This window comes from Nocardia sp. PLKS1-43, from assembly GCF_059510335.1.
On sequence record NZ_JCAJZQ010000004.1, the window covers coordinates 446882 to 472204 of the forward strand.

24 protein-coding genes are annotated in these 25323 nt (G+C 68.8%); 9 read left to right on the forward strand and 15 right to left on the reverse strand.

Annotated features, from left to right (window positions below; genetic code table 11):
• Window positions 1–30: 30 nt before the first annotated feature.
• The 7 genes from AC5WS7_RS17660 to AC5WS7_RS17690 all read right to left on the reverse strand — a co-directional run bounded on the left by AC5WS7_RS17660 (window position 31) and on the right by AC5WS7_RS17690 (window position 6284).
• Window positions 31–849: an NAD(P)-dependent oxidoreductase gene (locus tag AC5WS7_RS17660; RefSeq protein ID WP_495955939.1), complete on the reverse strand. Its 819-nt coding sequence runs from the start codon at window positions 847–849 to the stop codon at window positions 31–33.
• Window positions 850–867: 18 nt separating this feature from the next.
• Window positions 868–1683, reverse strand: coding sequence for an NAD(P)-dependent oxidoreductase (locus tag AC5WS7_RS17665; RefSeq protein ID WP_495955582.1), 816 nt, complete (start codon window positions 1681–1683; stop codon window positions 868–870).
• A 35-nt stretch (window positions 1684–1718) separates the two neighbouring features.
• Window positions 1719–2234 (reverse strand): DoxX family protein, encoded by a 516-nt coding sequence (locus AC5WS7_RS17670; RefSeq protein ID WP_495955583.1) that lies wholly within the window; start codon window positions 2232–2234, stop codon window positions 1719–1721.
• A 28-nt stretch (window positions 2235–2262) separates the two neighbouring features.
• Window positions 2263–3924 carry a thiolase C-terminal domain-containing protein gene (locus AC5WS7_RS17675; protein ID WP_495955584.1) on the reverse strand — a complete coding sequence of 554 codons (1662 nt, stop codon included), beginning with the start codon at window positions 3922–3924 and terminating at the stop codon, window positions 2263–2265.
• Window positions 3925–3956: 32 nt separating this feature from the next.
• A complete protein-coding gene (locus AC5WS7_RS17680) occupies window positions 3957–5306 on the reverse strand; it encodes a cytochrome P450 (protein ID WP_495955585.1) in 1350 nt (449 codons plus the stop codon).
• An 11-nt stretch (window positions 5307–5317) separates the two neighbouring features.
• Complete coding sequence (locus tag AC5WS7_RS17685; protein ID WP_040825581.1) at window positions 5318–5512, reverse strand: ferredoxin; 195 nt, start codon at window positions 5510–5512, stop codon at window positions 5318–5320.
• Window positions 5513–5576: 64 nt separating this feature from the next.
• Entirely contained in the window at window positions 5577–6284 is a 708-nt protein-coding gene (locus AC5WS7_RS17690; RefSeq protein WP_495955586.1) for an SDR family NAD(P)-dependent oxidoreductase, read from the reverse strand.
• Window positions 6285–6491: 207 nt separating this feature from the next.
• Here AC5WS7_RS17690 and AC5WS7_RS17695 point away from each other — a divergent pair, with 207 nt between their 5' ends.
• From AC5WS7_RS17695 to AC5WS7_RS17715, 5 genes are all read left to right on the forward strand, one after another.
• Window positions 6492–7955 carry an aldehyde dehydrogenase family protein gene (locus AC5WS7_RS17695; RefSeq protein ID WP_495955587.1) on the forward strand — a complete coding sequence of 488 codons (1464 nt, stop codon included), beginning with the start codon at window positions 6492–6494 and terminating at the stop codon, window positions 7953–7955.
• A 67-nt stretch (window positions 7956–8022) separates the two neighbouring features.
• Window positions 8023–9231: a CaiB/BaiF CoA transferase family protein gene (locus AC5WS7_RS17700; RefSeq protein ID WP_495955588.1), complete on the forward strand. Its 1209-nt coding sequence runs from the start codon at window positions 8023–8025 to the stop codon at window positions 9229–9231.
• Between the two features lie 15 nt (window positions 9232–9246).
• On the forward strand, window positions 9247–10419 hold the full coding sequence (locus tag AC5WS7_RS17705) for a Zn-ribbon domain-containing OB-fold protein (protein WP_495955589.1): 1173 nt from the start codon (window positions 9247–9249) through the stop codon (window positions 10417–10419).
• A 118-nt stretch (window positions 10420–10537) separates the two neighbouring features.
• Window positions 10538–11698 carry a thiolase C-terminal domain-containing protein gene (locus AC5WS7_RS17710; protein WP_495955590.1) on the forward strand — a complete coding sequence of 387 codons (1161 nt, stop codon included), beginning with the start codon at window positions 10538–10540 and terminating at the stop codon, window positions 11696–11698.
• Window position 11699: 1 nt separating this feature from the next.
• Window positions 11700–12092 (forward strand): hypothetical protein, encoded by a 393-nt coding sequence (locus tag AC5WS7_RS17715; protein ID WP_495955591.1) that lies wholly within the window; start codon window positions 11700–11702, stop codon window positions 12090–12092.
• Window positions 12093–12100: 8 nt separating this feature from the next.
• Here the strand turns inward: AC5WS7_RS17715 and AC5WS7_RS17720 are convergent, their stop codons facing one another.
• Together AC5WS7_RS17720 and AC5WS7_RS17725 are read right to left on the reverse strand one after the other, a co-directional pair.
• Complete coding sequence (locus tag AC5WS7_RS17720) at window positions 12101–13528, reverse strand: acyl-CoA reductase (protein WP_495955592.1); 1428 nt, start codon at window positions 13526–13528, stop codon at window positions 12101–12103.
• Window positions 13525–14886, reverse strand: coding sequence for a hypothetical protein (locus AC5WS7_RS17725; RefSeq protein ID WP_495955593.1), 1362 nt, complete (start codon window positions 14884–14886; stop codon window positions 13525–13527). The genes AC5WS7_RS17720 and AC5WS7_RS17725 overlap by 4 nt, the downstream gene beginning before the upstream one ends.
• Before the next feature lie 109 nt (window positions 14887–14995).
• On the opposite strand from AC5WS7_RS17725, the gene AC5WS7_RS17730 reads away from it, so the two are divergent.
• Entirely contained in the window at window positions 14996–15640 is a 645-nt protein-coding gene (locus AC5WS7_RS17730) for a TetR/AcrR family transcriptional regulator (protein WP_495955594.1), read from the forward strand.
• Window positions 15641–15649: 9 nt separating this feature from the next.
• Here the strand turns inward: AC5WS7_RS17730 and AC5WS7_RS17735 are convergent, their stop codons facing one another.
• Window positions 15650–15946, reverse strand: coding sequence for a hypothetical protein (locus AC5WS7_RS17735; RefSeq protein WP_495955595.1), 297 nt, complete (start codon window positions 15944–15946; stop codon window positions 15650–15652).
• A 315-nt stretch (window positions 15947–16261) separates the two neighbouring features.
• Between AC5WS7_RS17735 and AC5WS7_RS17740 the strand changes: the two genes are divergently transcribed.
• Window positions 16262–17098, forward strand: a complete 837-nt coding sequence (locus AC5WS7_RS17740) for a mycofactocin-coupled SDR family oxidoreductase (protein WP_495955596.1) — start codon at window positions 16262–16264, stop codon at window positions 17096–17098.
• A 15-nt stretch (window positions 17099–17113) separates the two neighbouring features.
• Complete coding sequence (locus AC5WS7_RS17745; RefSeq protein WP_495955597.1) at window positions 17114–17971, forward strand: LLM class flavin-dependent oxidoreductase; 858 nt, start codon at window positions 17114–17116, stop codon at window positions 17969–17971.
• Here the strand turns inward: AC5WS7_RS17745 and AC5WS7_RS17750 are convergent.
• The 3 genes from AC5WS7_RS17750 to AC5WS7_RS17760 form a co-directional block, all read right to left on the reverse strand.
• Window positions 17952–19382: a FadD3 family acyl-CoA ligase gene (locus AC5WS7_RS17750; protein ID WP_495955598.1), complete on the reverse strand. Its 1431-nt coding sequence runs from the start codon at window positions 19380–19382 to the stop codon at window positions 17952–17954. The genes AC5WS7_RS17745 and AC5WS7_RS17750 overlap by 20 nt on opposite strands.
• An 89-nt stretch (window positions 19383–19471) precedes the next feature.
• The gene (locus AC5WS7_RS17755) at window positions 19472–20653 is read right to left on the reverse strand and encodes an amidohydrolase family protein (protein WP_495955599.1); all 1182 of its coding nucleotides are present in this window, start codon (window positions 20651–20653) and stop codon (window positions 19472–19474) included.
• A gap of 90 nt (window positions 20654–20743) precedes the next feature.
• On the reverse strand, window positions 20744–22294 hold the full coding sequence (locus tag AC5WS7_RS17760; protein WP_495955600.1) for an MFS transporter: 1551 nt from the start codon (window positions 22292–22294) through the stop codon (window positions 20744–20746).
• A 101-nt stretch (window positions 22295–22395) separates the two neighbouring features.
• Between AC5WS7_RS17760 and AC5WS7_RS17765 the strand changes: the two genes are divergently transcribed.
• Window positions 22396–23040 carry a TetR/AcrR family transcriptional regulator gene (locus AC5WS7_RS17765; protein ID WP_495955601.1) on the forward strand — a complete coding sequence of 215 codons (645 nt, stop codon included), beginning with the start codon at window positions 22396–22398 and terminating at the stop codon, window positions 23038–23040.
• Window positions 23041–23457: 417 nt separating this feature from the next.
• Here AC5WS7_RS17765 and AC5WS7_RS17770 read toward each other — a convergent pair whose 3' ends face one another.
• Both AC5WS7_RS17770 and nicT read right to left on the reverse strand, forming a co-directional pair.
• Window positions 23458–24189: a DUF6390 family protein gene (locus AC5WS7_RS17770; RefSeq protein ID WP_495955602.1), complete on the reverse strand. Its 732-nt coding sequence runs from the start codon at window positions 24187–24189 to the stop codon at window positions 23458–23460.
• Entirely contained in the window at window positions 24186–25316 is a 1131-nt protein-coding gene (nicT, locus tag AC5WS7_RS17775; protein ID WP_495955603.1) for a Nickel transporter NicT, read from the reverse strand. Before nicT ends, AC5WS7_RS17770 begins: the two co-directional genes overlap by 4 nt.
• Between the last annotated feature and the right edge of the window lie 7 nt (window positions 25317–25323).

The following is a 25323-nucleotide window of genomic DNA, read 5'->3' on the forward strand; positions in this document are numbered from 1 at the left end:
ACGGGGCGCAGCCTTGCGCGAGCGGCGCGGCTAATCGCCGGGATTCCGGTAGTCGGCGGCGTCGATGGCCGTTGCCAGCGGTCCGAGGTCCGCGTTCAGCTCGGCGGCCAGGTCGCGGGCCACCGACACGTCCTTGCGCAGGAATTCGCCGACCGATTCGGCGAACGCCGCCACCGATCCCTTGCCCGCGACGCTGTTCAACGCGCGCCCGGCGCTGCTGGCGTGCGGCAACGCCGACAGCAGCGCGGATTCCTCGACGCCGAGTTGCGTTGCCAGCCGGACCGATTCGGCCACCAGGCCGATCTGCGCGGCGAACAGCACATTGTTGATCAGCTTGACCCGCTGGCCCGAACCCAGCGGGCCCAGGTGCAGGATCGGATCCCCGTAGGCCGCCAGCGCGGGCCGGACCCGCTCCAGCGCCGCGGCGTCCCCGCCGCCGAACAGTGTGAGCTGTCCGGCGGCGATATCGTGCGGGCCGCCGCTGACCGGCACGTCGAGCACCTCGATATCGTGCGAACGCGCCACCGCGGCAATGTCTTCCACGGTGCGCGGGCTGCCCGTGGTGTGCACGACCAGGACCGAACCGGGCGGCATGGTCTCGAGCAGCGGCGTGTCCAGGCAGACCGCCCGCACTTGCTCATCGGTGAACACGCAGACGATCACCGCGTCCGCGCGGGTCCCGGTGGCCGCGGCGAAGGGCGCCGGGTGCGCGCCCAGTTCGGCCAGGGCCCGGCGGGTTTCGGGGCCGCGGCCCAGCGCGTGCACCTCGTGCCCGGCCGCCACCAACCGCCGGACCATCGGCTGTCCCATCCGGCCCGCCCCGACGAATCCGATCCGCATCGCGTATATCCTTGTCCGGCAGTCGAATCAGCGCGGGTTCTGCATCATCGCGAGGGTCGCGTCGGCCGCGGTGAGGACGATCCCGGGCTCGGTGCGCGCATCCGAGGCCAGATCCGCGATGAGTCCCACATCCTTGCGCAACAGACCCGCCGCGTGCGCGGCCAATCGCTCGAGCGTCCCGCCGCCGGTGATCCGGCCCAGCGCGAAGCTGTTCGCGGTGCCGTGCGTGATCACCTCGCCCAGGCGTTCCGGGTCGACCCCGAGCGCGTGACCGAGGTCCAGGGTGCTCTTGGCGGTGGCCAGATTCGCGGTGAACAGCAGGTTGTTCAGCAGTTTGGTGGTCTGTCCCGACCCGACGCCGCCCAGGTGCACGATCGGATCGGCGTAGGTCGCGAAAACCGGGCGGGCCCGCTCGACCGCAGCCTCGTCGCCGCCGACCATCACCAGCAGCCGTCGCGCCTCCGCGGCCATACCGCCGCCGCTGACGGGTGCGTCGATCAGTGAGATACCCTGGGCGGCGGCTTTTTCGGCGAGTTCGCGGCAGGTGTCGGGATGGACGGTGCTGTGGATGGCGACGACGCCGCCGGACCGCATTCCGGCCAGCACGCCCTGCTCACCCTCGAGCACCTGGCGCACGTCGTCGTCGCCGACCACGCACAGGCACACCAGATCGCTGGCCGCGCCCAGCTCCGCCGGGGTGGCAGCGGATTTCGCTGCGGTGTCGGCGTACGGTTCCAGCGATGCGGGCCGGCGCGCCCAGAGCGTCGTCTCGTACCCCTCCTCGACGATCCGGCGGGCCATCGGGCCGCCCTGACTGCCCAATCCGATGAATCCGACCCGCATCCGCTGTCCTCCATGTCGAAAAGTGTTGCCGAAAACTAGTTTTGCGTCGCGGCCTCGGCCGCGGGCTGAGGCCGGTAGAACGTGGCCAGCAGCCCGCCCGTCGCGACCACCCCGAGAATCAGGGCGATACCACCGCCGGCCCAGCCGGTGATCTCGATTCCGGCCGCGTGATCGACCGACAGCCAACCGGGTCCGAGGATGCCCAGTGCGAGCGCGACCACGCCCAGCACCAGTACGTACTCGTAACCCTCCTTGAAGACGAAGAATCCGTTGGTGCGGTGCGCGAGCAGTCCGGCGACCAGCATCACCGAGATCACCGCCGCGGCCGCGAACGAGGTGAGCAGACCGAACACCAGCAGCACCCCGGCCGCGGTCTCGGTGAGCACGCTCAGCCAGGCCTGCAACACCGGCTGCCGCAGCCCGAGGCCGCCGAACCATCCGGCGGTCCCGGCGATCTTGCCGCCGCCGATCCAGTGGTTGACCCCGTGCGCGATCATGGTGCCGCCCAACACGACTCGCACCAGCAATAACGCGACATCGGTCACGTGCATGAGAACTCCTCAGTCTGATTCCGGTCGTTCAGGTGTCGCTGCGCAGCAGCAGCGCCCCGCCCGGGGTCAGGCCGCCGCTGGAGACGACCGCGACGTGGGCGTCGGTGACCTGCCGGGCACCGCCCTCGTCGCGCAACTGCACGATAGCCTCGTGCAACAGGCCCATACCGTGCGTTCGGCCGTGCGAGAGCTGGCCGCCGTGCGTATTCAGCGGCAGCAGCCCGTCGCGTGCGATGTTCTTGCCGCCGTCCAGGAAATCCTTGGCCTCGCCGATACCGCAGAAGCCGAGCGCCTCGATCCAGGACAGGCAGTTGAAGCTGAACCCGTCGTACAGTTCGGCCACGTCGACGTCGCTGGGACGCAACGAGGTTCGGCTCCACAGATGTGCCGCGGGACCGAGCGACTGCGGTTCGTGCGTGAGCGTGCTCTGATCCCAGTCGATGCGCTCGATGATCTGGGTGCCGACGGCCTCGACGAATACCGGTGCGACGGCCAGATCGCGCGCGGCGTCGACCGCGGAGACGATGACCGCGACCGCGCCGTCGCACGGCACATCGCAGTCGTACAGGCCGAACGGGGTGGTGATGGTCCGCGCGCCGAGATAATCCTGCATCGTCAACGGATCCCGGTACACCGCACTGGGATTCAGCTCCGCGTTGGCCCGCTGATTCAGCGCGATCCAGCCGAGCGTCTCGCGCGTGGTCCCGTAGCGGTGGAAGTGCCGCTGCGCGTTCTGCGCGAGGGTGTGCGCCGCCGAGGACGCGCCGAAGGGCATCAGCCAGCTCGTCGTGCGCCCGCCGCCGGACGCGGGCACCTTGCCCGCGCGCATACGTTCGTTGAACGTCGCCTCCCACACTGTGCGGAAGCACAGCACGTGCCGGGCCAGGCCACCGGCGACCGCGAGCATCGCCGCGATCACCGAACCGCCGGGCCCGAACGTCTCGATTCCGCCGTTGTGCCAGGTGGGCCGCAGGCCCAGGGCCGCTTCGAGCGCGGTGACCCCGCCCTCGGCGAAACCGCCCAGATTGCCGCCGCCGGGGTAGGTCGACAGGCCGTCGATATCGGCCATGGTCAGTCCCGCGTCGGCGACCGCCTGCTCACAGGCGTCGATGGTCAGCTCCAGCGGCGGGCGCATCAGCCGCCGCCCGATCCGCGACATCCCGATTCCGGTGAGCGCGACGCGATCCTCGAACTTCTCGGTGCGGATCATCGGCCGCACGTATTCGCCGAATCGCGCCGGATCGATCTCGTCCGGCGGCAGCGGCGCGGGCTCGGGCCGGGGCTCGACCGGCCGGAACACCGGCAGCCACACATCACCGTCGGCGCGGAAGGTGACCCGCACCCGCATGCCGAGCACCAGCGACTCCGGATCGGCGTCGATGATGTTGGTGGTCAAGCGAACTCGCGGATCATCCTCGAGCGCGACCTGCGCGATGACGTACGGCGCCGGCATCCCCGGCAGGCTGAACCGCTCGTTGACGGTGAAGCTCGCGAGCGTGCCGAATCCCGACACCACGCGCACGCCAAGTTCTCGGCCGCGGCAGTACCGGCAGACCGGCTGCGGCGGATGAATCAGTGCCGCACAGGATTCGCACTCCTGTATCCGCAGATTGCCGTCTTCCCCGGAGGTCCAGAAGAACTCGTTCTCCAGGGTGAGCAACGGTAGCGGTCGTCCCGATTCCTCGGCCATGTCGTCTCCTGTCTTCGCCGTGCCGCGCCGGATCAGCTGTCCTTGCGCGCGGTGACCGGTTCGGCCAGGCGCTGCTCGTCGCAGATGCGCTGCAGCGCGACCAAGGTCTCGTCGAGTCCCGCGCCCAGGCGCTGTCCCGGGGTGAACGTCGCCGGCAGATGCCGCATGCCCTGGATGACGCCGATGGTGTCGTAGTGCACCGTGCCCTCGGGATCGCACCGGAAGTCCGGCATCCGGTCCAGGACGGCCAGCAGCATCCGCTTGAACACCATGCGCGCCATATTCGATCCGATGCAGCGGTGCACGCCGAGGCCGAAGCTGTAGTGCCGGTTGCCCCGGCGCTCGAGATCGATCTCGTTCGGGTTGTCGAACACCCGCGGATCGCGGTTGGCCATCGCCCAGGACAGCCACAGTCGTTCGCCCTCGGCGAAGCGCTTACCGGCGACCTCGCAGTCCTGCGCGATGGTGCGGCCGTCGCCGGGTGCCGGGGTGAAGTAGCGAAGGAATTCCTCGGTCGCCGAGTCGAGCATGAGATCGCGTTCGCGGCTGAGCAATTCGCGTTGCTCGGGATGTTCGGACAGCCATTCCAGCGCGTGCGCGGTGAGCGCGGTGGTGGTGTCGAAACCGCCGCCGATGATCAGCGCGAGCATGCCGATGGCGTCCATATCGGAGATCGGCTCGCCGGACAGCGTGGACCGGGCCACCGCGTCGATCAGGCCGGGGCGCGGATTGCGTTTGATCTCCAGGTAATTGGTGAGCAGATCCATGCCCATGGCCTGGTTCATCTCGCCGACCCGCGCGTTGTCCGGGGAATCGGGCGGGGTGTAGACCGAGGCGTGCGCCGGTTCGTTGTAGATGGTCCAGTTGTCCAGCGGGATGCCCATCATCGCCAGGGTGAGCACCGCGGGAACGATATTGGCCAGCTCGTCGACGAAGTCGATCCGTCCCGATTCGATCCTCTCGTCGATGCTGGCGCGAATCACCTCGTCCGCCAACGGAATCCAGCGTTGCACCGCCGCGGGAGACAGGTAGGGGTTGAGCGCGGCGCGCAGTTCCTTCTGCTCGGGCGGATCCATCTCCAGGATTCCGGACCGCCGCGCCGCCCCGCGATCGGGCGTGGGGATGGTGATTCCCTTGTAGCCCCGGCGTTTTCCCTCCGGGTCGTGATCGTTGGAGGTGTACGGGCAGCGGGCCAGTTCGAAGACCTCCCGGTTACCCGCGGCGACCCAGTGCCCGCCGTAGGTCTCGGTCCAGGCGATCGGGCAGCTGTCCTGCATCTGCTCGGTGATCGCGGTGAACTGCTCGCGGTACCGCGGGGTGTGCCGGTCGAAATGGAAGACCGGCCGTCTGCGCTCGGCGTCGGTGATGTTCTCCACGCTCATGACGCGGTTCCCTACTCGGTGATCGCGATCGCGCGTTCGGGGCACGAGCGCACTGCCTCGCGCACGTTCTCCTCCTGATCGGTGGGCACGTCCTCGCTGACGGGCGAGGAGTGACCGTCGATCTCACTGAGTTCGAACATCTTCGGGGCGATCATCGAGCAGAGGGTGTGGCCCTGGCAGCGATCGGCGTCGACATGAACCTTCACGATATTTCTTCCCTTCGAACGTGGTAGTCGTACCACTCGAGACGGCCACCGGCGGCGCGCGCGGTCAGGTGTTGCGGCCGCCGTTGACACCGAGGATCTGGCCGGTGATGTACCCGGCGTCCTCGGAGATCAGGAACGAACAGGCCGCGGCGATGTCGGCGGGTCTGCCGACGCGGCGTACGGGGGTGCGCCCGATGTGCTCGTCGATGGTGCCGCCCAGCAGCCCCTTCTCCTCCGAGCGGCGCAGCATGGGGGTGTCGATGAAGCCCGGCGGGACGGCGTTGACCGTGATCCCGTACGGACCCAGTTCCAGCGCAAGGGATTTGGTCAGGCCGTTGAGGCCCGATTTGGCGGCGACGTAGGCCGACATGAACGGCTGTCCGGAGTGGGTGCTCGAGGAGGAGATGTTCACCACCCGGCCCCAGTTCGCGGACATCATGTCCGGCAGCACGGCCTGCACGGTGTGGAAGACCCCGTGCAGGTTGACGTCGATGATCTTCTTCCATTCCTCGAAGTCGAGGTTCTGGAACCGCCGGTACTTCTCCACGCCTGCCGCGTTCACCAGCACGGTCACCGGGCCCAGTTTCTCCCGGACGTCGGTCAGGGCGGCGCCGATCTGTTCCGGATCGGTGACGTCGGCCTGGTAGGCGAAATCGTCGTCGGCGGCGGGGTTCAGGTCGAGGGTGGCGACGTGCAGGCCGTCGGCGCGCAGGCGCTCGGCGATACCGAGACCGATACCGGACGCGCCGCCGGTGACTACGGCGGTTTTCACGAAAGAATCTCCCTTCCGAATGTTGAGAACGGTACTCTCGCGTTGAACGGGTGCGCAAGGTTTCCGCGGGGACGGAACCGAGTGCCGGCAAGGAGTTCCGGGCTGATGTGTTTGCCGAGTCACCGATTGCTGCTACGGTCCGCTGGAGAAGAATGTATCATTCTCCGTTAAAGAGAATGCAATTTTCATGCGCAGCTAGGAGACGCGATGTCAGGGCAACAGCAGGAGGCGGGTGTCACACGACGTCTGCTCATCGACGGGCGTCTGGTCGAGACCGAGCGCACGCTCGCCTCGCTCAACCCCGCGACCGGGCAGGTGTACGGGTACGCGCCCGAGGCCGGTGTCGCCGAAACCGATGCGGCCGTGGCCGCGGCGCGTCGCGCGTTCGACACCACGACCTGGGCCACCGACGCCGCGTTCCGGGCGCGGTGCCTTGATCAGCTGTACAAGGCGTTGCGGGACAACGTGGAGGAACTGCGTGAGCTGACGATCGCCGAGGTCGGCGCGACCCGGCAGCTCACCCAGGGCAATCAGCTGGAGATTCCGTTCGAGATCGTCCGGTACTACGCGGATCTGCTGCCGAAGTACTCCTTCAGCGAGGATCTCGGCCCCATCGAGTTCCGCGGCCGCCCGCATCGGCGCTGGGTGGAGAAGGAGGCCGCGGGCGTCGTCTCGGCCATCGCGGCCTACAACTATCCGCATCAGCTCGCGCTGGCCAAACTCTCGCCCGCGCTCGCGGCCGGATGCACCGTCGTGCTCAAGGGCGGGCCGGACACTCCGCTGGCCACCCTCGCCCTGGGCGAGATCATCGCGCAGCACACCGATATTCCCGCCGGCGTGGTGAATGTGCTTGCCTCCTCGGATGTTTCGGTGGGCGAGCGGATGACCACCCACCCCGACGTGGATGTGGTCACCTTCACCGGGTCGACGCCCGTCGGGCGCAAGATCATGGCCGCCGCCGCGGGCTCGCTCAAGCGGGTGTTCCTCGAACTCGGCGGCAAATCGGCGATGGTCCTGCTGGACGACGCCGACTACAACACCAGCGCGATGTTCGCGGCGTTCAGCATCGTCAGTCACGCGGGCCAGGGTTGTGCGCTCACCTCGCGGCTGCTGGTGCCGCGCAAGGATCACGACGCGGTCGTGGAGCAGGTGGCCAACTTCCTGGGCATGGTGAAGTACGGCGACCCGTCCGATCCGCAGACCTATATGGGACCGCTGATCAGCGAGCGTCAGCGGGAGAAGGTCGACGGCCTGGTGCAGCGCGCGGTGGCGGCCGGGGCCAAGCTGGTCACCGGCGGGGAGAAGGTCGATCCGGGCTACTTCTACAAGCCCACCCTGCTGGCCGGGGTCGATCCGGACAGCGAGATCGCCCAGGAGGAGGTCTTCGGGCCGGTCCTGGCGGTGATCCCGTACGAGGACGACGACGATGCGGTGCGCATCGCCAACAACTCGATCTACGGCCTGTCCGGCGGCGTATTCAGCGCCGACGAGGACCGGGCGATCGCGGTGGCGCGCCGCATCCGCACCGGAACCATGAGTATCAACGGCGGCAACTACTTCGCCGCCGACGCGCCCTTCGGCGGGTACAAGCAGTCCGGCATCGGCCGTGAGATGGGAGTGGCGGGTATGGAGGAGTTCCTGGAGATCAAGACCTTCGCGGCGGCGTCATGAGCGAGCGAACGATGAACACAGCCGGGCTCCCGCTCGTGACGGCGCCGAGCGTCAGCGAGGTGGCGGCATGAGCGGGCCGCTCGAAGGGATCCGGGTACTCGAGGTCGCGATGTACGGCTTCGTGCCCTCGGCGGGTGCGGTGCTGTCCGACTGGGGCGCGGACGTGATCAAGGTGGAGCACGCGGTCACCGGCGATCCGCAGCGCGGACTGCGGCAGATCGGGACGTTCAAGGTCGAGGGCGATCCGAATCCCAATGTGGAGCATGCCAATCGGGGCAAGCGCAGCATAGGGGTGGACATGTCGGTGCCGGAGGGGCGGGAGCTGATCCACGAACTGGCCAAGACCGCCGATGTGTTCCTGACCAGTTTCCTGCCGCAGCACCGGCGCAAGTTCGGCATCGACGTGGACGATATCCGCGCGGTGAATCCGGATATCGTCTACGCCCGCGGCAGCGGCCTCGGCCCGCGCGGTGCGGAGGCGGACAAGGGCGGCTACGACATGACCGCCTACTGGTGCCGCGGCAGTGTCGCCGCGACCATCACCCCGCCCGATGTGGACGGGCTGATCGGCCCGCCCGGACCGGCGTTCGGGGACACCATCTCCGGCACCAATCTGGCCGGCGGCATCGCCGCGGCGCTGTTCAAGCGCGAGCGCACGGGGGAGACCTCGGTGGTGGACGTCTCGCTGCTCAGCAGCGGTCTGTGGTCGATGGGCCACACCATCGCGCTGTCGTCGTACGTGGGCGAGGCGCTGCAGGCCGGGCCGACCGGCGCGCACGGATCGCCGTCGAACCCGCTCTCGGGGCTGTACGCCACCAAGGACGGCCGGTATCTGTCGCTGGTGATGTTGCAGCCGGGCAAGTTCTGGGCCGATGTGTGCCGCCACATCGACCGGCCCGAACTGGCCGAGGACCCGCGGTTCGCGGACGCGGCCTCGATCGCGGCCAATACCGCTGCGGCGGTGGAGATTCTGCGCGAGGTCATCGCTACCCGGACGCTCGCGGAGTGGACCGAGCGCTTCGGCACGCTGTCCGGCCCGTGGGCTCCGGTGCAGGACGCCTTGCAGGTGCTCGCCGACCCGCAGGTGCGGGCCAACGAGTACATTCGCGAAGCCGGTGAGCTGCAACTGGTTTCGAGTCCGGTGCAATTCGACCTGACCCCGCCGGAGCTGCGGCCCGGCCCGGAGTTCGCCGCGCAGACCGATGAGGTGCTGCAGGATCTGGGCCTGGACTGGGACCGCATCATCGCGCTCAAAGCCGCGGGCGCGGTCACGTAATTCGCTGGAGTACCAATGCCGTTCATCGCATCGCTGGGAACGTACCTGCCGTGCTGGGGCGCCCCGCGGCACCGGGTGCCCGGATCGGACGAGGACGCGGTGACCCTCGCCGTGGAGGCGGGGCGCGCGGCGCTGTACGACGCCGGACCGGTGGAACGGGTCGTGGTGGTCAGCCGGGATCTGCCCCTGGTCGGCAGCAGCAATGCCGCGGTGCTGCTGGCGGGCCTGGGCCTGGATCCGGAACTGGAGGTGATCGAGCGGCTCGGCGGGGCCCCCGCCACCCTCGACGCCCTCAGTTCGGCGCGTTCGCGCACCCTGATCATCGGGGTGGACCTGGATCCGGCCGGTGCGGCGGCGGTGCTGGTCTCCGATCACGGCCTGCAGATCCGCATCGCCGCCCGGGTGGCGCGGAGTCTGCCGGTGCGCACCCGCAACGCGATCGGCACGGTGCACGACTACGGCGATCCGCGGCTGCTGCACGAGCGCGGGCTGGTGGCCTCGCTGGCCGCGGCCTGGCTGGACACCCCCGCGGCGGTGGCCGGCGTCGGCGACAAGCAGGCCGCGGACCTGTGCCGCTCGGTCCCGCCCTCGCTGCCGACCCTGGGGGCGAGCGCGAGCCTGTTCGCGCTGGCGGCCATGGCCGATTGGGGCACAACGGGTTTGCTGGTCGGCGTGGAACAGGCCGGGCTGTCCGGGCTGACGGTCGTCGGCGGGCAGGCGGCGGTGCACCGCCGCGAACCGGCGGCGCGCGATCTGCCGCCCAGCGATCTGGTGCCCGGCTCGGAGATTCCCATCTCGCTGGCGGCCTACGAGCGGGCGTTCGAGGCGAAGGTGCGCTGGGAGGCCGGAAAGCATTCCGGCAGTGACGAACTGGACTTCCCGCCGCGCTACCGGGTCGGCGAGGACGGCACGCTGAGCACCGAGTACACCCTCGTGCCGCTGCCGCGCACCGGGACCGTCTACACCGAATGCACTGTGGCGGTGCCGGTTCCGGGCCTGCCCACGCCCTACACGCTGGTCATCGTGGAACTCGACGACGTCGGCGTGCGGGCGCTGGCCAAGGTCACCGGCACCGATCCGGGGACGGTGGCGATCGGCGATCGAGGGCGGATGGTGCTGCGGCGGGTTGCGGTGCGGTCCGGGGTGCCCGACTACGGCTACGCCTTCGACCCGGAGGGCACGGCATGAGCGGTGGGAGCACCGCCCGCGGCGTGCGCAATCAGCAGACAACCGGGAAGCGCCGCCAGCCGACCCGGCAGCGCGGCGCCGGCGCTCGGTCCACCGGTCGCCGCGGAGAGGAAACGGTATGAGACGGGTGGCCATCGTGGGCGCGGGGATGACCCCGTTCGCCGAGCATTTCGCCCTGGGCATCAAGGATCTGGTGCCGATGGCGTTCGCCGAATGCCTCGGCGGCGTGGACCGGGGGATGGCCAAGGCCGATGTGCAGGCCGCCTGGTTCGGCGCGATGGGCAATACCGACGGCTTCCCCGCGGGCATCCTGGCCGATGCGCTCGGCATGCCCGATCTGCCGGTGACGCGCGTCGAGAACTCTTGTGCCACAGGGAACGACGCCGTGCGCAACGCCCTGTTCGGCATCGCCTCGGGCGCCTGCGACGTGGCCCTGGTGGTCGGAGCGGACAAACTGCGCGAGACCGCCCAGAAGGACATGCTCTGGGAATGGGAGGCGATGGCCCGCGACATGGCGTGGGATTATCCGCTGGGCCTGATCGCGCCCGCCGGATTCGCCCTGCACGTCTCGCGCTATCTGCACGAATCACCGGCCACCCGTGAGCATCTGGCCATGGTGGCGGTGAAGAACCACCGGCATGGCGTGCGTAATCCCAAGGCGCGCTTGCGGTTCGAGATCACCATGCAGCAGGTGCTGGAGGCGCCGACGGTGGCGGGGCCGTTCGGGGTGTACGACTGCGCACCGCAGAGCGACGGCGCTGCCGCGCTGCTGCTGGCCGCCGAGGACGTGGTGGACCGCTACACCTCGCGGCCGGTGTGGATCCGGGGCGTCGGGCTGGGGCTGGATTCGGTGATGCACCAGCACAAGCGCGATATGACCACGTTCCCCGCGACGGTGCGCGCGGCCCGCGCGGCCTTCACCATGGCCGGGCTGTCCCCGCGCGACGTGGACGTCGCCGAGGTACACGACTTCTTCACCGGCATCGAGCTGATCAGTTACGAGGACCTCGGCTTCGCCGAACGTTTCGAGGGGTACAAACTGCTGGAGACCGGCGCGACCAGCGTGGGCGGTGCGCTGCCGGTGAATCCGAGCGGCGGGCTCAAGACCAAGGGGCATCCCCCGGGCGCGACCGGTGTGGCGCAATGCGTCGAATTGTTCGAGCAGTTGCGCGGCGAGGCGGCCAACCAGGTGGACGGCGCGCGAATCGGGTTGGCGCACAACCTCGGCGGGCCGACAGCGGTGTCGGCGGTGACCCTGCTGGAGGGACCCGGAGTCTGAGATGACCACAGCACCGGGGCCCGAGGTGGTCGCCCTGATCTCCGGCAGGCCGTCGGTGCGCCGGATCATTCTCGAATGGGCCGCACGGTACGTCGGGCGCACCGGCACCGTGCACGTGGTCTGCGACGGCATGCCCGACCCGCTGCTGAGCGGTTCGATCGCGATGACCGGTTTCGTGGTGAACGACGCAGGCCGCGAACACGCCGATTTCCACTGCGCCGCAACCACTCTGGCCCCGCACGGGTGCGGCTGGACCTGGCAGTACGTCGCCCTGGGCGCGGCCGGCCAGGCGCTGCGCCGGGCGAAGCTGGCGGGGGTGGTCGCTGTGCTGCCCCGCCGCTCCTGGATGCTGCGCCCGTCCTCGATCCGGGTGGTGCATCCCGAATCACTCTGAGCGGCAGCCTAATCCGCTGCCACTCCGTCCTCGTGTGCCATCCAGTGCACGAAGCGGTGCAGCGGATACATCGCGTCGTGCGGGTTGCCGATCGTGCTCGGCCCGGCCTCGCCCAATCGGACGACGCGCTGCACCCCGGCGCTGGCGAGTCGATCACGATAGCCGGGCATGCGATCGAACGGGTAGCAGCCGACGGTCTGGGTGGCCACCGTGACGTAGCGGATCGCATCGTCGAGTGAATCGACGCGAACCACGTTGGCGGTCTTGCCGATCGGGTGGAAATCCACCGGTTCGTCCGAACGCACCACCACGCCGGTGCCGTCGGGGCGGCCCCACACCCGGTAGTCCTCGTCCAGCAGCGACAGGGTGTCGATCTGCTCGCGCAGCTCGGGCTCGAGCGGGCGTGCGTCGCCCGAGGCCGCGGCCTTGGCGGCGATCCGGGCGTACAGCCGTTCGCAGAAGCGGTCGGCCTCGGCCGTATCCGCCTCCAGATACAGGAAACGGCTTGCCACACAGGCTTCCTGGTTGAGCACCATGACATCCGAGGCGGCCAGTTCGGCGGTCGCGTCGAGGGTGCGCTCGTCGGTGAACGCCTCGCGCCCGATCATCGAGATCGAGGTCTTCGGATCGAAGGAGACCAGCTGGAATCCCGGACCCAGGTATTTGACCACGTTGTCGATCGCCTCGCCGCCGCCCCACGCCACGATCTTGTCGAAGTACTGCGGCCGGTACAGCGCCCCCTCGACGGTCGCGTCCCCGCCGCGCCAGTACACCGCCGACATCGATCGCACCACCGGATGGTCCGGATCGATCTCGGCCATGGTGCGCAGGATCGCCACGGTGGTGAACGGATCGCTGGAGGACATCTTGAACAGGTTCACCGCCTTGACCATCGCGCCCTGGGCGATGGATTTGATCGCGACGCCGGGGGAGTTGCCGGGCAGCACGTGGATCAGGCGTGGCGCGAACGCGCGCACGAAACTCTTGCGACCGGTGAAGTCTCGCTTGGGAATCCACTCGTCCAGCGCCCGGGGATCCGGGAAGTTCTGTTCCACCATCGTCCACAGCAGCCGCTTGTCCAGGTAGGCGGCCGCGCCCGCGACCTGCGCGGCCAGCACCGGGCGTGGCAGTACGTGGGTGGCGGCCATACGGTCGATGCAGTCCTGTACGAACGGATTTCGCTGGTCGCGGATCCGCTCGCCGGTCTCCACCAGGAAATCGATGATCTCCGCGAGCGGGACATTCAGCAGCGGCGGGACCTCGGTGCGTGGATGCACCGTGCGGTCGAGATCGATACGGGGCGTGGTGAATCCGGTGCCGCGATCACGGGATCGATGGATGACCGCGTCGCCCTCGACCACCGCGCCGCGCAGGAAGAACGGTGCGGATACCAGGGTGCTCTCGGATGCGGTGGACTCGGCGGGCAGTGTGGTCACGACAGCCCCCGCACGTACGCGTCGACGGTGCCGGCGCAGCCGATCTTGTCGTCCACGCCGTCGGGACCGGCCAGGTCGGCATAGCGGACGATATCGTCGGCGATGCTCGGACCCGCGCATCCGCAGGTGCACGGATCGAGGTCGAGGGTGATCCGGTCACCGGTGATCACCCCGCCCCAGCGTCCATCCAGGGACAGGTCGAAGAACCCCGCGCGGCCCTGGACCTGGCCGGATTCGTGCGGCAGCAACGTCTCTCCGGCCTCGTCCAGCACGAACGGCACTACCCAGGGCGGTATGTGGTAGCGATTACCCTTGCGGCACTTGGGCATTCCGGAGTTGAGCTCCTGCATGGAGTAGTTCTGGAAGTCGTGTTCCGGTGGGATGCCGAAGGTTTCGTGCACGAACTGCCGATAGTCCGCGGGCAGCTGGGCCCGTTTCAGCCCGCCGCCGACGTACAGGCAGTTGTCGGGATGGAAGTCCTTGCCCGAGTAGCCTCGCTCGCGCACCCGCACGGCCACCTGGTACAGCGCGTTCCACTGGCCCGAGACATACAGCTTGTCGGCGCGATGCTCGATCAGCCGCTCGGCGGCGGTGTCCATCGCCTCGTCCAGTGCTCGCTGCCGTTCGGCGGAGGTGCGTTCGAAGGCCGCGAGTTCCTCGGGCGCGGCGGTGCCGTCGGCGATCTTCTTGCGCAGCACCACCATCGAGGTCAGCGAGCCGATGGTGATCGGCGGGATGGGCAGGGAGAAGCGATCTTTGGCCGGATCGCCGAAGGCCGCGCGCTGGGCCTCGCCGATCACCCGGTTCTTCGGGACCGCGGCGGTGGCCGCGATGCCGAACATGCGGCGGTCCTGCGCCGGTCGCACCCCCGAGCCCCAGGAGAAGACGTTCACCGTGTCGAGGCGCGACCAGTCCATATCCTGTTCGGAGGCCGGCAGCATCGCCGACTTTCCCGTGGTGCCGCTCGAGCAGGACACGTAGTGGCCCACCGCGCCGAGGCGGTCGACCCAGTCGTCGATTCCGGTGATGTCCGAGGTGTCGATCGGCGTGATCGGATACGGCGAGACCGTGCCGAGCCATTTGCCCAGCCGATCCCACTTCTGTTCGCTCAGAAAGCTTTCCGGGTAGCTCTTGTACACCGAATGCGGAAACAGCAGCGGGACGGCGTCGGCCAGGCCGCGGATCTGTTCGACCCCGGCCTCGCGCGCCCGATATCCCAGCAGTTTGATCCGGTCGCGACGATCGGTGAACTGCTCCTGCAGCGCTTCGATCTGAGTGTCGAGCAGATCGGCACGGGAGTGGGCGAAACGGTCGGGCGCGGCGCTCTGGGCGGTCAGTTTTTCGACGGCGGAACTCACGATTGCGGCCTTTCCGTTGTCGCCGCCCGCTGACAATAATGGCGACTCATACGTTTCATTATGGCTCGACGGCAGAATGGCGGCAAGAGGCGAGAGCGAGGAGGACCGGATGAGCGAGGACGCACCCGTGCGCCGCGGGGCGGGCCGGCCCACCCGTGAGCAGGCGGCGGCGCGCCAGCAGGAGCTGCTCGACACGGCGCTGGATCTGTTCCTGGAGAACGGGTTCGAGATGGCCACCGTGGAGATGATCGCGTCCCGGGTGAATATGACCAAGCGCACCATCTATGCCCGCTACCGGGACAAGTCCGCGTTGTTCCTGGCCGCGGTGCGGCGCGCGATCGAGCGCCAGATCGTGCCGAGCGAGACGCTCGAGGGTTTCGACACCGGAGATCTCGCGGGCACGCTGGAATCGGTGGCGCGGCTGCGGATCGCTCAGGTGATGACGCCCAACGGCCTACGGCTGCAACGGATCATCAATACCGAGGGGTACCGGTTCCCGGAGATCTACGCGGCGCACTACGAGCTGAGCGCCCGACCGGTGATCGACTTCGTGGCCGGCGTGCTCGACCGCGCGATCGCGGACGGGACGGTCGCCCCGATCGATACCGACCAGGCCGCCCGCGCCTTCATGAGCATGGTGGTCGGCGGGCAGGTGCGCAGTGTCGTGGCGGGGCGCCCGCCCAGCGCCGCACAGCTCGAGGAGCGGGTGGAGTTCACCGTTCGCCTGCTGCTGGACGGGCTGCGCCCGCGCTGAACCGCTGGGTCAGATCGGTTCCCAGACCGTCATCCTGGTGTGCTCGGGATCGCCCAGGGTGCTCGCCGACATGCGGCCGTCCTTCAATCGCGCGCCGATCTCCTTGCGCACGGTGTCGATATCGCCGTCGATCTCGTAGATCGCGAGGAATTCGACGGGCCCGTCCGCGCCGGTCCGGAGCCGGTGGCGCGAACAGGAACTCACGCCGTCGATGGCGAGCATCTCCGGGACGTGCACCGTGGCGTACCAGGTGTTGTACTCCTCGTCCTTGCCCGCGATCGCGCGCGAGTTCACCAGCATCTTCATCGAGTCCTCCGTTCGTGTGACCGCGCGGTCGCGGGCATGCGCCGACGGTCTTGTCCCTGTGTCGAAACATCATTATCGTATTTAGAGAATTGCATTTCCACCCCGGTTCGCACCGTGCTGCGATCGACGATGCGGGAGGCGCCGTGAACGATCACGCCGAGGCTGCCCGCGATGCCGGGCGGCCGCGGACTCGATGGCCGAGGACATCTCGATCGAGGGCGGGTACGGGGTGTGCCGATGCACGGCGCGCGCCGCGGCCGGGGAATCGGCCGGAGTTGTTGTACCGCAGGTGATCACGAAGAAGGGAGCGGCGCGATGGCACGTCCGCACGGGAGGGTCGACTCGGGGGAGCATCGGCGGGTGGCGCTGGTGACCGGCGCGGCACGGGGGATCGGCGCGGCCACTGTACTGGAACTCGCCGATCGTGGTTGGTCGGTGCTCGCGGTGGACGTCGCGAGCGACGATCCGGCGCTGCGCTACCCGATGGGCAGCAAGAGCGAACTGATCGCGGTGGCGACCGAGGCGAGCAGCCGGGTCAGTCGGGTCGGCGCGGTGCGGCCCTACGTGGCCGACGTGCGCGATCCGGAGGCATTGCGCGCCGCGGTGGCCGAGGCGGTCGAGGCCTGGGGCGGATTGGACGCGGCGATCGCCGTGGCGGGGGTCATCGCGGGCGGAGAACCCTTGTGGGAGATGCCGATCGAGCGGGAGCGCGCCGTCGTGGACACCTGCCTGGGCGGGGTGATGAATCTGGCCCGCGCCGCGATTCCGGCGCTGCTGGCGCGTCCGGAGCCGCGCAGCGGACGTTTCCTGGCCGTCGCCTCGGCCGCGGCCACCAAGGGCGTGCCCCGGCTGGCAGCGTACTGCGCCGCGAAAGCCGGTGTGGCCGGGCTGATCCGGGCGCTGGGCGCGGAACTGGGCGGTACCGGCGTCAGCGCCAACGCGGTGAGCCCGGGGTCCACCGACACCGAGGTGCTGGCCGAGACCGCACGGATCTACGGCCTGCCCGATGCCGCGCGGCTGGGCGGGCAGCAGCCGCTCGGGCGAGTGCTGGATCCGGCCGAGATCGCCTCGGTCCTGGCCTTTCTCGCCGGTCCGGACAGTAGTGCGATGACCGGCGCGGTGGTACCCGTGGACGGTGGTCTGGCCCTGTGAGGAAGGGGAGTTCCGGTGCCTGAGTGGTTCGTTTTCCTGCCGCAGATCCGCCTGGGCATGGCGGATATCGTCGAGCGCGCCCAGGCGGCCGAAGCCGCGGGATTCGACGGTATGGCGTTCATCGATCATCTGCTCGCGCCCGGGGCCGAACATCAGCCGCTGTGGGAGGCGATGACGGTGGCGACCTGGGTGGCCGCGCGGACCCAGCGGTTGCGAGTCGGCCACTTGGTGCTGTGCGATGCCTTCCGGCATCCGGCGGTACTGGCCAAACAGGCGGTCACCCTGCAGGAGGCCTCGGGTGGCCGTTTCGAACTCGGGCTGGGCGCCGGTTCGGTGCCGGCGGAGCTGGCCGGATTCGACATCACCCGGGACCGGGCCGCGGCCCGGCGGCAGCGGCTCGGTCGCACACTCGAACTGCTGCAGCGATATTGGGGTGACTCCGACGGCGAGCCGGTGCAGCCGCCGCGCCCGAGCACGCCGATCCCGATCGTCGTCGGCGGGTCGAGCGCGCCGGTGCTCGAGCTGGCGCGTCGCCACGCCGCGTGGTGGAATCTGCCCGTCTCGCACCTGGATCGGCTGGATGCGCTGAGATCCGAGGTCGGATCGGTGCGGGTGTCCGTGCAGCAGATGGTCGGATTCGTCGGGCGCGAAGGCGACGCCGATCAGGTGCGCGCGCGGAGTGAGCGCCGATTCGGTTATCTCGGTGCGGGTTTGGTCGTCGGCGATGCCGCACGGCTCACCGAGCACTTCGCGGGGCTGTCCGAGCGCGGGGTCGAGCGGTTCTACGTGTGGTTCGCCGATTTCGCCGCGCCGCGGACACTCGCCGAATTCGGCCGGGCGGTCATCGGCGAACTCACCGCAACTGGTCCTTGACCACCTTGCCCGTGGCGTTCATGGGCAGCGAGGTACGGAACTCCAGTGACCGCGGCACCTTGAACCCGGCCATCCGATCCCTGCTCCAGCGCAGCAATTCTTCCTCTGTCACAGGGCTTTTCGGCACGACGAACGCCTTGCCGACCTGGCCGAGCCGCTCATCGGGCACCCCGATCACCGCGACCTGCGCCACGGCCGGATGCTCCAGCAGAAACCCCTCGATCTCGGCCGGATAGGCATTGAAACCGCCGACGATGAACATGTCCTTCTTGCGGCCCACGATGCGCAGCCGCCCGTCCGGATCGAGTTCACCCAGATCGCCGGTGTGCAGCCAGCCGTCGGGGTCGACGGCCGCGGCCGTGGCCTCGGGATCGTCGAGATACCCCTGCATCACCGAATATCCGCGCACCAGCACCTCGCCGTCGTCGCCGATGCCCACCTCGATGCCGTCGCAGGCCGCTCCCGCGGTGGTGGCGATCTGCTCGAAGGTATCGCCCGGCCGCGAGGCGGTGACGGTACCGGCCTCGGTGAGTCCGTAACCGGTCATGATCGAGCGGAACGGCAGTTCCTCGCGGACGCGGCGGACCAGTTCGACCGGGATATCGGCCGCACCGGTGACCGCCGCGCGCAGCGAGGACAGGTCGTGCCCGCCGCCCTGGGCCTGCAGCAGCGAGTGGTACAGGGTGGGCGGGCCGGGCAGCATGCTCACGCGTTCGCGTTCGATGAGGTCCAGCACCGCGGGCATATCGAGCACCCGCACCGGCAGCATGGTCGCGCCGCGGGTCAGCGAGGCGACCAGTCCCGCCTTGTAGCCGAAGGTGTGGAAGAACGGATTGACCATCAGATACCGGTCGCCCTCCCGCAGATCGGCCAGATCGCACCATTCGGCGTACAGGCGCAACGTCTGACGGTGATTCATCATGACGCCCTTGGGCTTTCCGGTCGTACCCGAGGTGTAGATCACATCCGCCACATCGGTGCCCGACATCTGGGCCTCGAAAGGTTTTGCGCCGGAGAGGAATTCCGAGGCCAGATCGATCACCGGTACATCCGCGGCGTACCGCCGGCCCAGAAATCCCTGTTCCGCCAGCACCATTCGGGCCCCGCTGCGCCGAATCACATCGGCGGCCTCGGCGGCGGTGAAGCGGGTGTTCACGGGAACCAGCACCGCACCCGCGGTCAGCACGCCGAAGGCCGCCGCGATCCAGTGCGCCGAATTGGGCGCCCAGATCGCGATGCGCTCACCCTTCGCGATCCCCGCCGCCGCGAAGGCGCCCGCGGCGCGGCGCACCCGGTCGGCGAGTTCCGCGAAACTCCAGCGCAGCGGGCCGTCGACGACCGCTTCGGCCGAACCGAAGCGGTCGCCGGCGCTGAGCACCAGCTCTGCGAGGGTGTCGCAATCATTCGTCATACGCCCGACCGCTCATCCGCTGTGCCGATCATGCGCATGGGCGGGGCCCTGCGTGGTTACGCTCCGCGGCCACCTTCGGGCCCGACCGCTCATACGCCGAGCAGCCGTGCCAGGTTGCCGCCCATGATCTTCGCCTGGTCGGCCTCGGGCAGGTGACCGAGCATATCGGCGAAATGGGTCGGCTCGGCCAGGCCCTCCGGATGCGGGTAGTCCGAGCCGAACAGCACCCGGTCCACGCCGATCAGGTCGATCAGGTCGGTGACGCCCTCCTCGTAGAAGGGGCTCACGTGGATGCTCTTCTTGATCGCGGCGACCGGATCCTGCATGCCGAAGCCCTCGGGGGCCTTCTTGTAGACGTCGGCGAGGGTTTCCAGCAGCGGCTTGAGCCACGCCGAGCCGTTCTCGATGACGGCGATCTTCAGATCGGGGAAGCGGAACAGCGCGCCGTGGCAGACCCAGGAGGCGACGGTGTCCTGCACCGGCCGCCACTCGTTGACCATCCGGAAGGTATTGGTCACGAACGGCAGCATCTCGCTGTTGGTGCCCTCCCATTCGGCGTCGAAGCGGGAGTAGCCGCTGTCCGAGGAGTGCATCGCGACCAGGATGTCGTGCTCCACCACGCGCTGCCAGAACGGGTCGAACTCCGGCAGGGCGAACGAGCGCGGGCCCTCCAGTCCGGGCACCGGCGCGGGACGGACCAGAATCGCCTTGGCGCCGTTGGCGACAACCCAGTCCAGCTCCTCGATCGCCTTGTCCACGAACGGCAGGGTGATCACCGGCGTGGTGAAGATGCGGTCCTCGTAGTTGAACTTCCAGACGTCCAGCAGCCATTCGTTGAGCGCGTGCACGACCGCGACGATCAGCTTCGGGTCGTCGCGCATGCGCTCCTCGACCAGGCTGGCCAGCGTCGGGAACATCAGCGAGCGCTGCACGCCGAGCTCGTCCATCAGCTTCAGGCGGGCCGCGGGCTCCCGGAACGCCGGGATCGACTTCATCGGCTCGCCGAAGATCTCCCGGCGGCTCTTGCCCTCGGGGTTGCCGTTCTTGAAGTACTCCTCCATCGCGCCGGGCCGCGCGACCACCTCGAAGGTGGGGTTGGGGATGTAGTCGCTGATCTGACCGCGTACGGCAATCTTGGTGCGCCCGTTGACATTCACGTACTGGATCGCGTTCTTGTACCGATCGGGCAGGTACTTGGTCAGCGACTCTTCGGTTTCGTAGAGATGGTTGTCGGCGTCGAACAGCGGGTACGGCAAGGTCCGCACTGGCATGAGATCCTCCTTCGCTTGTTAGGAGAATCTTATTCTCACAAGCGATGCATGGCAATCGCTCGGTGCGGACCTGTGTGCGGTGAGCGGCGTTCAGTCGACGCCGACGGTGACCTCCGGTTCGGCGGCCGCGGCGGCCGTGCGCGCTTTGCGGCCGGGAGCCCACGCGCCCAGGAGCACCGCGACCACCACGGTGGCCGTACCCAGCACGGTTGTGGCCTGGTGCAATCCGTGCACGAAGGCCGCCTCGGCCATATCGGCGAGCGGCTGCGCCTGCGGGCCGATCCGGTCGGTGACCTCCAACGCCCCCGCGAGCGAGCCGGAAACCGGCCCGCGGATCGGTTCCGGAATGAGCGGAATCACATTCGCGATGCGGTGGCTGTATCCCGCGGCCAGGATGCTGCCCGCCAGGGCGATCCCGATCGCCGCGCCCACCTCCCGGGCCGCGTCGTTCACCGCCGCGGCGACGCCGTGCTTGTCGGGCGGCGCGTCGTTGACGATGGCGGCCGTGGCCGGGGCCGCCGACAGGCCGAGCCCGGTGCTCATGATCAGCAGCGGCCACAGCAGATCGACGAACGTGCTGTGCACGCCCAGATGTCCGAGCGTGAGCAGGCCGATGCCGACGATCGCCAGGCCGCTGGCGGTGGGCAGTCGCAGCCCGAAGCGCTCGGCGAGCCACGGCGAGATCAACGCCAGCGTGACCATGGGCACGATCATCGGGGCCATCGCCACCGCCGACATCAGCGGCTGGTAACCCAGGATCAGCTGCATGTACTGCACGATCAGCATGAACAGGCCGAACGACACCATGAATTGCATTGCGACCGAAGCGGTTCCGGTGCCGAAACCGCGACGGGCCAGCAGGCGCACGTCCAGCAGCGGATGCGCGACGCGCAGTTCGATCACCACGAATCCCGCGCCCACCACCACCGCGCCGATCGCCGCGCCGATGACGATCGGCGAGGCCCAACCCTGTTGTGGCGCTTCGAGTGCGGCGATCACGGCCAGGGCCACCGTGCCCGCGCCGGACACCGCGCCCCAGGGGTCGAAGGCCGGGCGGGAGGTGTCGCGCGATTCCGGGACGGTGCCGGTGGCGATCGTCAGCACGCCGCCGACGGCGGCCATCGCGATCATGATCGATTCCCACGAGAAGCGCGTCAGCAGCAGACCCGAACCGAGAATGCCCACGATCGCCCCGACGCCCACCGTGCCGGCCCAGATGCCCACCGCGATATTGCGTTGTTCGCGCGGCAGCCCGGAGGTGAGGATCGAGAGCGTGGAGGGCATCACGAACGCGGCCCCGGCTCCGGCCACCGCCCGCGCCGCGATCAGCCAGATCGGCCCGTGCGCGACCAGCGGCACGATCGAGGCGACGGTGAATACCGCCAATCCGCCCAGCAGCATCAGCCGTCGGCCGAAGCGGTCGCCGAGAGCTCCGGCGGGCAGTACCAGACACGCCAGAGCCAGGGTGTACCCGTCGATGATCCAGGTGAGTTGCCCTTGTGTCGCACCGGTTTCGGTGGCGATGTGCGGCAGCGCGGTGTACAGCGCGGCCATCGCCGCGACGACCAGCGCCACGGCCAGACAGGACAGCGACACGACCCATCGCATTCTTGCGGACATCTGCGCCACCGGGTGGTTCATCGTTGCCTCCCAAGAAACGAAACTATGAGTATCGCTACGCAACTAGCAGTATCATAATGCGGCCGACAGCAACAGACGTCCCCGAGGAGCGTTCGTCGTCCATGACCAGGAGCAGCGCCGACGCCCGGCCGGAGCGCGATGACAACGGTGATCCACGCAAGGTGCGGTCGCGCGCCCGCCTGCTCGACGCCGCCACAGCGCTGCTGGAGTCCGGCGGGCTCGAGGCGGTGACCATCGACGGCGTCACCAAGATGTCGCACGTCGCCCGCACCACCCTGTACCGGCACTTCGACAATGTGGTGCAGCTGCGCGCGGCCACCCTCGAACGCATGCTGCCACCGGTGGTGCGGGCTCCGGTCGAGGGCACCCTGCGCGAACGGCTGATCGAACTGGTCGCCCGTCAGGCCGACGCGATCAACGACGCACCCATGTACCTGGCCACCCTGGCCTGGCTGGCCACCGCCGAACGGACCGACGACAGCCCCGGCGCCCGCGTCGGTTCCCTGCGGCACCGCCTGATCGAGCAGTACCGCAAGCCATTCGACGAACTGTTCGAAGCCCCCGAGGCGCGCGCCCTGCTCGCGGGACGCGAATCGGCCACGGTACTGGCCCAGCTCATCGGCCCCATCATCTTCCCCCGCCTCACCGGCATCGGCTACGCCACCCGAGCCGACTGCACCCGCATAGTCGACGACTTCCTCGCCGCCGCAGCGATTTCCAGCGGCGATTCCTCGGCCACGGCCTGAACGGTCGTCGTCGGCTCAGCGGTGCCGGAATGGGACCGTTCGCAGTGGCTTCGGGCGACCGAGTTCTCGGCTATGGTGTGATCGGTCGTCGGAGGCTGAGCGTCGTCGGAATGGGCTTGTGCCGCCGTTGTTTCCGGTGGTGAGTCGTGTGTGATGGCCCGATCGGCCCTTGTCGGCTGAGCGTCGTCGGAATGCTCCTGTGTCGCAGTGGCTTCGGGCGGTGAGTCGTCGGCGATGGTCTGTTCGGCCGTCGTCGGCTCAGCGGCGTCGGGATGGGCCTTTGTCGCGGTGGTTTCCGGTGGGGGTGGGCTCGACCGTTCGTCGCTCGTGTGTGGTGTCGAAAACGACGCGCTGTTACATGATTTCGAACGGTTGCGGCGCTTCGCCGAATCGTTCGCTCGGCAGCGGGCTCGCGAATCAGTCGTCCAGGCGATGATTGGTGGCGCTCAGCTGACGATCGGTCGTGGCGGACAGGCGTTCGACCTGGCCGGTGTCGAGGCGGCCGCAGGGATGGTCCCAGTGCAGTGCGATGTGGTCGCCGATCGCGATATCGCTCACGGATTCCGCTGCCGGGGTGGTCATCTCGATCGTGCGCGGGATCTCCTCGGACAGGAACAGTTGACCGCCGTCCCAGCGCAGGCGGCGGGCGCGGACGGTGAGGGTCGAACCGTTCCGCTCGCAGACCCGCGCCGGGGTGATCCGGCAGTTGTCCAGGATGCGCAGCGGTAGCTCGTCCGGGCCGCGTCCCAGCAACCGGGTCCACGGGTAGATGCCGAAGACGTGGAAGCTGTGGTCGGCGGCGGCCTCGTTCGACAGGTCCGCGGACAGGTGCTGCCAATAGCCTCCGGCGATCGGGCCGATGAGCGTGAGCAGATTCGACAGGAAGGCCGCGGGATCGACATCCGCGCCGACTCCGCCACCGAGCCAATAGGATTCGACCAGCCGAGGATCCAGCGGATCGGCGATGCCGGTCATCCTCGACAGCACTCGCAGATACGGCCACACGCCGGAGAACCGGTGGGCCAGCGCGCGGATCTCGGCATCGGTCCCCCCGACCATGGCCGCCGCGTCCGGGGGACCGCAGTAGCCGAGGGCATTCGGCGCGTAGGCGTAGCGGGCGAACAGTTGCGGCCCGCTCAGCACGGTCACGACGGGGGCCCGGCGATCAGCTCGCCGCGAGGCCGGCCCAGCGCGGTGAACCGCCACAGGGCCAGGGCCAGCAGCCACGTCCCGAGGAACAGCGCCACCAGAACCGCGCCCATCGACCCCAGATCCAGATTGCCGATCCAGGCCAACGGCCCGGAGGTGATGTCGAGCCGGTCGGCCAGGATGGAGATGATCTCCTGCGCGCCGATGAGCAGCGCGACGGTGACCGAGAGTCCGGTCATCACCAGGTTGTAGTAGATCTTGCGGACCGGTTCGGCGAAGGCCCAGCCGTAGGCGTAGTTCATGTACGCGCCGTCGAGTGAGTCGAACAGCGTCATGCCCGCCGAGAACAACAGGGGCAGAACGACGATCGCGTACCAGGGCACGCCGGTGGTGGCCGCGCCACCGGCCAGCACCAGCAGGCTCACCTCGGTGACGGTGTCGAATCCCAGGCCGAACAGCAGTCCGACCGGATACATCTGCCCCGGCGCGCGGACCGCGCGCAACAGCGGCGCGAGCACCCGGTTGACCGCGCTCCGCGATCGCAGCCGACGTTCGAGTTCGCGCTCGTCGTACCGGCCGCGCCGGGCCGTGCCGAACACCCGGCCGATGCCGATCAGCGACACCAGGTTCAGCAGGCCCAGCAGGATCAGGAAGGTGCCCGAGACCCCGGTGCCGACGACGCCGGTCCACCGTTGCAGACCGGAATTCCGGTCCTCGATACCGTGCGCCAGCGCCCGCACGCCGAGTCCGAGCGCGAGCACCATGACGAAGACCACCGTGGAATGCCCGAGCGAGAACCAGAATCCGACCGACAGCGGTTTCCGGTTGTCGGACACCAGTTTCCGGGTGACGTTGTCGATGGCGGCGATATGGTCGGCGTCGAAGGCGTGCCGGATGCCCAGCGTATAAGCGGTGACGCCCAGGCCGATTCCGAAGACCGTCGTACCGGCCGTGTAGTGACCGGGAGCGACGAGGGTGAGCAGCACGCCCCAGCCCGCCAGATGCAGGGCCAGCACGACGCCGGTCATCAGCGTCACGCTACGTCGTTGCGCCCGAGTGGTTTTCGACCACAACCGGGTGAGCGCCGCCGGGATCGCCGACCGCGTCCCCACTGCTGCCTGTCGCATCGCCTCG